Origin of the sequence: Sphingomonas segetis (assembly GCF_009720245.1) — a bacterium.
Taxonomy (GTDB): Bacteria; Pseudomonadota; Alphaproteobacteria; order Sphingomonadales; family Sphingomonadaceae; genus Sphingomicrobium; species Sphingomicrobium segetis.
The window spans coordinates 18,419-27,156 of sequence record NZ_WJSQ01000018.1 but is presented as its reverse complement, the minus strand read 5'-3'; the positions used below and the strand labels follow the sequence as shown (position 1 = coordinate 27,156).

At 67.2% G+C, this 8,738-nt stretch carries 7 protein-coding genes and 1 tRNA gene; 6 read left to right on the top strand and 2 right to left on the bottom strand.

Annotated elements, in window-relative coordinates; translation table 11 throughout:
• Positions 1 to 166: 166 nt before the first annotated feature.
• The 3 genes from GH737_RS03305 to GH737_RS03295 all read left to right on the top strand — a co-directional run bounded on the left by GH737_RS03305 (position 167) and on the right by GH737_RS03295 (position 1,657).
• On the top strand, positions 167 to 529 hold the full coding sequence (locus tag GH737_RS03305; RefSeq protein WP_155263435.1) for a hypothetical protein: 363 nt from the start codon (positions 167 to 169) through the stop codon (positions 527 to 529).
• Between the two features lie 180 nt (positions 530 to 709).
• Positions 710 to 1,564 carry a hypothetical protein gene (locus GH737_RS03300; RefSeq protein ID WP_155263434.1) on the top strand — a complete coding sequence of 285 codons (855 nt, stop codon included), beginning with the start codon at positions 710 to 712 and terminating at the stop codon, positions 1,562 to 1,564.
• A gap of 17 nt (positions 1,565 to 1,581) precedes the next feature.
• A tRNA-Thr gene (locus GH737_RS03295) sits at positions 1,582 to 1,657 on the top strand.
• A gap of 90 nt (positions 1,658 to 1,747) precedes the next feature.
• Here GH737_RS03295 and GH737_RS03290 read toward each other — a convergent pair.
• Positions 1,748 to 2,770 (bottom strand): glycoside hydrolase family 5 protein, encoded by a 1,023-nt coding sequence (locus GH737_RS03290; protein WP_230558600.1) that lies wholly within the window; start codon positions 2,768 to 2,770, stop codon positions 1,748 to 1,750.
• 94 nt (positions 2,771 to 2,864) lie between these two features.
• Between GH737_RS03290 and GH737_RS03285 the strand changes: the two genes are divergently transcribed.
• A complete protein-coding gene (locus GH737_RS03285) occupies positions 2,865 to 3,872 on the top strand; it encodes a Gfo/Idh/MocA family oxidoreductase (RefSeq protein WP_155263433.1) in 1,008 nt (335 codons plus the stop codon).
• Here the strand turns inward: GH737_RS03285 and GH737_RS03280 are convergent.
• Positions 3,796 to 6,051 (bottom strand): beta-glucosidase family protein, encoded by a 2,256-nt coding sequence (locus GH737_RS03280; protein WP_155263432.1) that lies wholly within the window; start codon positions 6,049 to 6,051, stop codon positions 3,796 to 3,798. The genes GH737_RS03285 and GH737_RS03280 overlap by 77 nt on opposite strands.
• A gap of 117 nt (positions 6,052 to 6,168) precedes the next feature.
• Here GH737_RS03280 and GH737_RS03275 point away from each other — a divergent pair, with 117 nt between their 5' ends.
• Positions 6,169 to 7,305, top strand: a complete 1,137-nt coding sequence (locus tag GH737_RS03275) for a fumarylacetoacetate hydrolase family protein (RefSeq protein ID WP_230558599.1) — start codon at positions 6,169 to 6,171, stop codon at positions 7,303 to 7,305.
• Entirely contained in the window at positions 7,302 to 8,738 is a 1,437-nt protein-coding gene (locus GH737_RS03270; protein WP_155263431.1) for an aldehyde dehydrogenase family protein, read from the top strand. Before GH737_RS03275 ends, GH737_RS03270 begins: the two co-directional genes overlap by 4 nt.

Below are 8,738 nucleotides of genomic sequence, written 5' to 3'. Positions count from 1 at the left end.
GCGCGCTCGCCTTCGGCCTCGGCGGACGCGACGCCGCCGCGCGGGTGCTCGATCAATGGGCCGACCAGGCTGGCGGCCCGCCGATGCCCCCGCCGCGCCCGAAGCGCCTCCGCCAGGCGCCGCCTCCGCCGGAACCGGACGAAGGCGATAGCCAGCCGCCGCTGGTGTGACCTTCGAGGACGCCGTCGACTTCGCGCTTTCGCTGCCGGGGACAGAGCTCGGGACCAGCTACGGCAAGCCAGCGGTGAAGGTGGCGGCGAACGGACGGGCCTTCCTGTTCCCGAGCCACGAGGCCGAGACGTCGTTCGGGGTCGCGATGGACCTCGACACCATCGAAATTCTCAAGGAGACCGATCCGAGCATCTTCTGGCAGACGCCGCACTATGTCGGCTGGGAGGGCGTGCTGATCCGCTACGACAGCAAGGATGAGGAGCGTGTGCGCGAGGTCATCGGGCGCTCCCGGGATTTCATCGCGGCCAAGCCGCCGGCCAAAGCGCGGAAACGGCCGACGTCCCGTCCTCGGGCGTAGAGGCGTCCGGTTTTGCACGCGCGGCAGCCAGGAATCTCAAGCGCTGAAGCTCCCTCGTGCCTACCGGATCGGTGCTGCCGCCGCGCTTCGTGAACCCCTCTGCGTCTCTGCGCGAAACCATCATCGCGCCTTCGCGCGTCGCGTGAAAATTGCTTCGACTCGCATTAGCGAGTCCTCGCGATGACGGTCCATTTTCAATCTTACGTGGCCATCGACTGGTCGGGGGCGAAGGGAAAACGGCATCGGGGGATTGCGATTGCCGTGGCGCGCGGCGAGTCGGCGCCGCGGCTGGTGCGGCCGGGGCATGTGTGGTCGCGCGAGGAGGTACTTGGCTGGCTCTTGAAGCGCTCGGCGAAGGAGCCGACTTTGTTCGGCTTCGACTTCAGCTTCGCTCCGCCAATCGTTGAGCGCGGCGAATATTTGCCAGGTGAAGCCGGCGTTCCGAACAGCGCGCACGCATTCTGGGCCTATGTCGATGCGAAGTGCGACGACGAGGACCTCGGGGCGGCGAGCTTCCTCGAACAGGTGCACCGCAGGCATTTCTACTTCGGCATCGCCGACGGCGTGAAGGCGGATTTCGTGCGCTTCCGCCAATGCGACGCGCGCCTCAACGCCCAGGGCGGACGCAAGACTGCGAGCGCTTATGACGCGATCGGCGCGGCGCAGGTCGCGAAGGCGAGCTTCGCGGGCATGCGCCTGCTCCGCCGGCTCGACGGCAAGGTCGCGATCTGGCCCATGGATCCCCTGGCCGAGCACGGCAGCGCCGTGGTCGAGATCTACACGCGCATCTATCTCCGCCGCGCCGGCATGACGGGGAAGAAGCTGCGCTCGCGCGCCGCGGTCAACCTCGCTCTCGAAGGCCTCGGCAGCAAGCCGGTCCGCCTTGGCTTCGAGCCCAGCGATCACCAGACCGATGCTCTAGTGACCGCCGCGGGAATGCGGTTGCTGGCAACGACGGAGCCTCGAGCGTTCGACCCGCGGGGGCTGACGCCCGAAATCGCCCGCGCCGAAGGCTGGACCTTCGGCGTGCTATGACGCAGAGGCGCGGCCGGGCCGGATTAGCTCAGTTGGTAGAGCAGCGGTTTTGTAAACCGAAGGTCGCGGGTTCGAATCCTGCATCCGGCACCAGCCTTCCCCCGGATCAGGTCCGGCTCCGGCTGGCAAGCCAGGCTTCGCCCCCGCCAATCAGAGGTTCGGCCGGCAATCCGGCCGTGGGTCTTAGGGAATCAGCGCCTTGTGGATCGGTTCGATCCAGCGCTGGGTCTTCATGTCCCAGACGATGAAGTCGCCGTCGAACTGCCAATAGGACCAGTCGAAGCCGTGGCGCTCGGCCTCGGCGCGCACCGCAGCGGTGTAGGCGACGCGCAGGTCGAGCGGGGTCCCGCTATTGTCGTAGGCGCCGAACTCGCCGAGCAGGATCGGGCGGTTGTGCGCGTCCGACCAGGCGGCGACCTTGTCAAAGTCGGAGCTGAGCGCGGCACGGTCCTGATCGCTGCCCCAGGTGACGCCCTTGAGCTTCTTGACGTCCTCGCCCGCCCAGGTCGCACCCTGGTGGGTGAAATGGAACGGATCGTAATAATGGAACGTGACGAGCAGGTTCGGGTCCGGCGGAAGCTTGAGCAGCGGCAGGTCGTTGAGGCTGTTCCAGTGGGTCGGGCCGACGACGACGATCCGATTCGGGTTGGTCTGGCGGACGAGCGCGAGCTGCTCGGCGAAGAGCCGGTTCCACGATTCGCCGTTGAGCTTGTCGTGGGGCTCGTTCAACAGTTCGAAGGCGACGGTGCGCGGATGATTGGCGTAGCGCGGCGCAACCTGCTGCCAGAAGGCGGTCAGCTTCGCGCTGCAAACGTGCAAATCTTCGGAGCAGGGGTTGAAGTCATGCTCGTCGAGAATGATCCCGAGGCCGGCCTTCTGCGCCTCGCGGACGACCTCGTCGAGCTTGGCCAACCAGGCCGGATCGAGCCGGTTGTTCGCATCCATGTGCTTGAACGCCTGGAGGACGACGCGGACGAAATCGAAGCCGCCTTTCCTGATTTCGGCGAAATGGCGCCATTGGAACCGGCGCTTGGCGGTATCGGTCCAATAGGGATCGTAGCCGAGGACGTTGACTCCGCGGTGGAAGGGCTGGTTGGCCTGGGTGAGGATCGAAGAAGCTGGTGGCGTGCCAGGGTTAAGCGGCGGCGCTGCGGCACAGCCGGCGAGTACCATCAACAGCAATCCGCACAGCGCTTTCAGGCCCATTCCCCTGTCCCTTTCACATCCTGCATTTGCCGCATGATAGCGCTATCATTTAGTACCGCGTCAAGCACGTCCCTTGAATCGAACGGGTGAAGCAGTGATCCGAGTCGGGCTGATCGGCTACGGCCTCGCCGGCGCCGTGTTCCACGAGCCGCTGATCCACGCCTGCGACCGGCTGGAGCTCACCGCCGTGCTCACGTCGCGCGAGCACCCGCTGCACGTCGGCAGCGTCGACGAGCTGGCGGGGCGTTGCGAGCTAGTCGTTATCGCTTCGCCCAACCCGACGCATTTCCCGCTCGCGAAGGCGGCGCTCGAGGCGGGCAGGCACGTCGTTGTCGACAAGCCGATCGCAGTAACGGTTGGGGAAGCCGACGAGCTGATCCGCATAGCCGGAGAGCGCGAGCGCGTCCTCACCGTGTTCCATAACCGCAGGTGGGACGGCGACTTCCTGACGGTCGAGAAGATTATGCCCGGGCTCGGCGAGGTGCTTCTGTTCGAGGCGCATTGGGACCGCTTCCGGCCGGCAATCAAGCCGGGCTGGCGCGAGGTGCCCGGACCGGGCGCGGGGCTGTTCAACGACCTCGCGCCCCACATGGTCGACCAGGCGCTTCGGCTGTTCGGGACGCCCGACGCGGTCTCGGCCGACATCGAAGCGCAGCGCGGCGGTGCGAGCGTCGACGACTATTTCGACGTGACACTTCACTACGGCCAAATGCGTGCATGCCTTCGTGGGTCGACTCTGGTCGCAGCGCCGCGGCCGCGCTTCGCGGTGCACGGGACTACCGGCTCGTTCGTGAAGCACGGGCTCGATCCGCAGGAAGCGCAGCTCAAGGCCGGCGTGCGGCCTGGCGACCCAGGGTTCGGCGAGAGCGGCGAAGACGGACTGCTCGTCCGGCCGGATGAAAGCTGCCGCGCGGTACCGACCGAAAGCGGCGACTATCTCGCTTTCTACGAGGGCGTGGCCGCGACGATCCTCGACGGGGCACCGCTGCCGGTGCGCGCCGAGGATGCGCGCGACGGACTCGCGCTTATCGACCTCGCTCGCCGCGCTGCGGCGTTGGGGCAGCGGCTTCCTGTCCCGGGCGCCAGCTCGCCGGAAGGGTGAGGGCGGGAAGCGTCACGCTGGTCTTGCTGCGCAGGTCGCGCGAGGAGGCACCGAGCATCAGCTTGTAGCTGCCCGGCGCGATTTGCCATGCGTGAGCCGCTTCGTCGAAAGTCGCGAGCAGGCGAGGATCGACGTCGACCGATACGATCCGGGCGGTGCCGGGGGCGAGGTCGACCTTGGCGAATCCGACCAGCCGCTTGGGCGCTTCCCATCCGCCGCTTGCGGGCGAAGCATAGACCTGGCCGACGGCTGCTCCCGCGCGACTGCCGCTGTTGCGCAGCGTGAACTGCACGCGGACGGCGCCGTTCGGCCCTGCCGCGGCGCTGATCGGGCCGTACTCGTAGCTCGTGTAGGACAGCCCGTGGCCGAACGGGAACAAAGGCTGGAGATTGTTGCGATCGAGCCATTTGTACCCGACCGCCGCGCCTTCCGAATAAGGCAAGGCGAACTCATCCATTTCCGAATTGGCGCCGGGACGGACCGGCCGCGGCAGCTGGGATTGCGACGCGTAGAGAGTCACCGGCAAATGGCCCGACGGGTTCGCTCGGCCGGTGAGGATGTTGGCGATAGCCGCCCCGCCCCTGGTGCCGGGGTACCAGGCCTCGAGGATTGCCGGTACGCGCGGCGCCCACGGCATCGCGACGCCCGAATTGGTCTGCAGCACCACGACGGTCCGGGGGTTGGCGGCGGCGACCGCGTCGATCAGCTCGTCCTGGTTGCCGTCGAGCTTCATCGGCACGTCGATCGACTCGCCCGACCATTGCGTGCCGAAGACGATCGCCACATCGGCGGCACGCGCGGCGGCGGCCGCGGCTGCGGGGTCGGTACCGTCGACGAATGTCACATTCGCGTTCGGCGCCAGGCGCTGAAGCTCCCGAACCGGCGAATCGGGAAAATACATGACGGGCCCGGGCCAGCCGGTCGGATCAAGCCCCGGCACCGCGTTGCCGCCGCGGGGATAGACGAGCGACGAGCCGCTGCCGGCAAGCACACCCTTGTCGGCATGGCCGCCGATAACGACGATGCGGCGGACGTTTGCACCCAACGGGAGCAGATTGCCCTCGTTCTTGAGGAGCACGATCGCCTGCTCGGCGTCGGCCTGGCTGACGGCCTCATTGGCTGCAACGTCGATGGCGCCGCCTTCGGCAACGGGGTTGTCGACTACGCCGTGCGCGTACATCGCGTAGAGCACTCGCTCTGCCATGTCGTCGAGGCGCGTCGTGGAGACCTGCCCGGACGCGACCGCCTGCTTCAGCAGCGAACCGAAATAGGGCTTGTCGTCGAACGGGTAGCCGGACTGCTGGTCGAGCCCGTTGCGCGCCGCCTTGACCGTACTGTGGACGGCGCCCCAATCGCTCATCACATAGCCGCGGAAGCCCCAGTCGCCCTTCAGCACGTCATTGAGCAGCCAGTCGTTCTCGCAGGCGAAGTCGCCGTCGACCTTGTTGTAAGCGCACATCACCGAACCGGGGTCGCCGCGCTCGATCGCGAACTGGAAAGCGAGCAGGTCCGACATGCGTGCGGCCGCCGGGTCGATTCGCACGTCATGGCCTTTGCGCCCGGTCTCGAGGTCGTTGAGCGCATAATGCTTGGTGGTCGAAATGATGTTGTTCGACTGGATGCCCGCGATCTGCGAGCCGACCATGATGCCGGCGAGCAGCGGGTCTTCGCCGCCATATTCGAAATTGCGGCCGTTGCGCGGATCGCGCGCGAGGTTGACGCCGCCCGCGAGCATTACGTTGAAGCCCGACGCGCGCGCTTCCGAGCCGATCATGCGCCCGCCCTGGAAGGCCAGGTCCGGGTTCCACGTCGCCGCCGTCGCGATTCCCGACGGAAGCGAGGTTCGCTCGCGCTTGGTCGCAGCGCCGCCCTGGGTCGCGACTCCGACTCCGGCGTCGGTCTGCCACTGCGGCGGGATGCCGAGGCGCGGAATTCCCGGCACATATCCCGCCGATCCGTAACGGGCGGGCGTCGGCGGCTTCTTGCCTTCCCAATCGCTGCCGAAATAGCCGAGGACGAGCGTCAGCTTCTCGTCGCGCGTCATCTTCTTGACCGCGGCTTCAGCGCGCGCTTCCGCGCTCGCGTGGCTGGAAGGCACCTCGGCGATCGACGCCGTGGCGAGCCCCGCCAGCGATACCGCCGCCGCACCAAGCAGGCCGCGACGTGACCAATTGTTCATTTGCATCCTCGTCTCCCCTCCGTCACGCGAGCCGCGTGGATCCACGCTTGACACTAGCCGCCCGCGAGGCCGATTGGTAGCGCTACCAATCGTTTCGTCGAGGGTCGCCCAGTCCGCATGAGATTCACCTCCGCGATGCTGCCGGACGACGCCGTTCAAGCGACGCTCGCGGGACGGTTGCTGCTCGACGAAGGGCCGACCCCCGTCCTGATTCGTGATGGCGCCGTCGAGGACGTCTCGCGCGCCGCGCCAACGATCGCGGACCTGGTGGATCTCGCCGACCCGGCCGCGGTTTCGGGCGAGCGGCTGTTCGGCCTCGACGAGCTCGCTACGCTCGCGCCGGAGCGCTTCCTCGCGCCCGTCGACCTGCAGGCGGTGAAGGCGGCCGGCGTGACCTTCGCCATCTCAGCGATCGAGCGGGTGATCGAGGAGCGCGCCCGCGGCGACTTCACGCAAGCGGGGGAAATCCGCAACAGGCTCGAGCAGCGCATCGGCGGCGCCATTCGCTCGGTGGTGCCGGGCAGCGAGGCCGCCGCGCGACTAAAGGACGCGCTGATCGAGGACGGCTTGTGGTCGCAATATCTCGAAGTCGCGATCGGTCCCGACGCGGAAATTTTTACCAAGACCGCGCCGCTTGCCAGCGTCGGCTGGGGCGCCGCGATCGGCGTGCGCTCCGACTCGACTTGGAACAACCCCGAGCCCGAGGTGGTGCTGGTAGTCGACAGCCACGGCGAAATCCGCGGCGCAACGCTCGGCAACGACGTGAATCTGCGCGACTTCGAAGGCCGCAGCGCGCTGCTTCTGAGTAAGGCGAAAGACAATAATGCGTCGTGCGCGATCGGACCGTTCGTGCGGCTGTTCGACGATATTTTCACGCTCGACGACGTGCGCTCCGCCGTGGTCGAGCTCGAGATCGCCGGCAGCGACGGCTTCCGGCTGCGCGGACAGAGCCGGATGAGCGAGATCAGCCGCGATCCCGAGGAGCTGGTCCGGCAGGCGATGAGCGAGCACCATTACCCTGACGGGTTCGTGCTGTTCCTCGGCACATTGTTCGCGCCGACCGATGACCGAGACGAGCCGGGCCGCGGCTTCACCCACAAGATCGGCGACGAGGTGCGGATTTCGACTCCGAAGCTGGGCACGCTGGCGAACATCGTCGCGACCTCGCGCGATGCGCCTGCGTGGGAGTTCGGAACCCGCGCGCTGATGCGCAACCTTGCCGCGCGCGGCCTGTTCGAGGAGGCGACGACGTGACCGATACATTGACGCACCTGATCAACGGCGAAGCCGTCGGCGGCGGCGGCGAAGGCCAAAGCATCAACCCGTCGAACCTCGACGATGTCGTTGCGCGTTATCCCAAAGCGGGCGCGGCGGAGGTCAACGATGCCGTGAACGCCGCGCGCGCCGCCTTCCCCGGGTGGTCGGAAGCTTCGCCCGAAGTGCGCTCGGACGTGCTCGACAAGGCCGGCTGGCTGATTATGAGCCGCGCCAAGGAATTGGGCGCATTGCTCTCGCGCGAGGAAGGCAAGACGCTCGCCGAAGGCACGGGCGAGGTCATGCGCGCCGCCCGCATCTGCAAATATTTCGCCGGCGAGGCGCTGCGCCGCCACGGCCGCACGCTCGAATCTACGCGGCCGTCGATCGACGTCGAAACCTACCGCGAGGCGGTCGGCGTGTTCGGGCTGATCACGCCATGGAATTTCCCGATCGCGATTCCCGCCTGGAAGGCGGCCCCAGCCCTCGCGTTCGGGAACACCGTGGTGCTCAAGCCGGCGACACCGACGCCCGCGATCGCACACGCGTTCGCGCAGATACTCATCGAAGCCGGAGCACCCGCGGGGGTGTTCAATCTCGTGATCGGCGAAGGGGGCGTTGGGCGCGCCATCGTCGGTCATGAGGGGATCGACGGAATCTCGTTCACCGGATCGCAGGCCGTCGGCGCGAGCGTCGCCGAAGGCGCGGCGAAGCGCCAGGCGCGCGTACAGCTGGAAATGGGCGGCAAGAACCCGCTCGTCGTGCTCGACGATGCCGACCTAGAGCGCGCAGTTACGTGCGCCATCGACGGCGCTTTCTATTCGACCGGCCAGCGCTGCACCGCGTCGTCGCGGATCATCGTCACCGAAGGAATCCACGACCGCTTCGTCGAGGCGCTCGCGGCGCGCGCGAAGTCACTGCGCGTCGGCGACGCGCTCGACCCGCAGACGCAGATCGGACCCGCGGTCAGCGAGCAGCAACTCGAGCAGAATTTGCTCTACGTGCAGGTCGCCCGCGACGAAGGCGGAACCGTGCTCACGGGCGGTGAGCCGCTGACGCTCGACAAGCGCGGCTATTATATGGCGCCGACGGTGATCGCCGACACCGCGCCCGACCAGCGAATCAATTGCGAGGAAGTATTCGGCCCCGTCGCAAGCACGGTGAAGGTGCGCGATTATGACGAGGCGCTGGAGATCGCGAACCGCGGCCAATTCGGGCTTTCGGCCGGGATCGTCACCAACTCGCTCAACCATGCACGCGATTTCCGGCGGCGCGTGCGCGCGGGGATGGTGATGATCAACCTGCCGACGGCGGGCGTCGACTATCACGTGCCGTTCGGGGGGACGCGGAAATCGAGCTACGGCGCGCGCGAGCAGGGATTCGCCGCGGTCGAGTTCTACACGCAGACCAAGACAGTTTACGTCGGGGGGTAA

Bases quoted from the DNA above. Each gene is read 5' to 3' on its own strand.
- GH737_RS03300 (WP_155263434.1), top strand. From the start codon at position 710: ATGACGGTCCATTTTCAATCTTACGTGGCCATCGACTGGTCGGGGGCG.
- GH737_RS03290 (WP_230558600.1), bottom strand. From the start codon at position 2,770: ATGGGCCTGAAAGCGCTGTGCGGATTGCTGTTGATGGTACTCGCCGGC.
- GH737_RS03280 (WP_155263432.1), bottom strand. From the start codon at position 6,051: ATGAACAATTGGTCACGTCGCGGCCTGCTTGGTGCGGCGGCGGTATCG.
- GH737_RS03275 (WP_230558599.1), top strand. From the start codon at position 6,169: ATGAGATTCACCTCCGCGATGCTGCCGGACGACGCCGTTCAAGCGACG.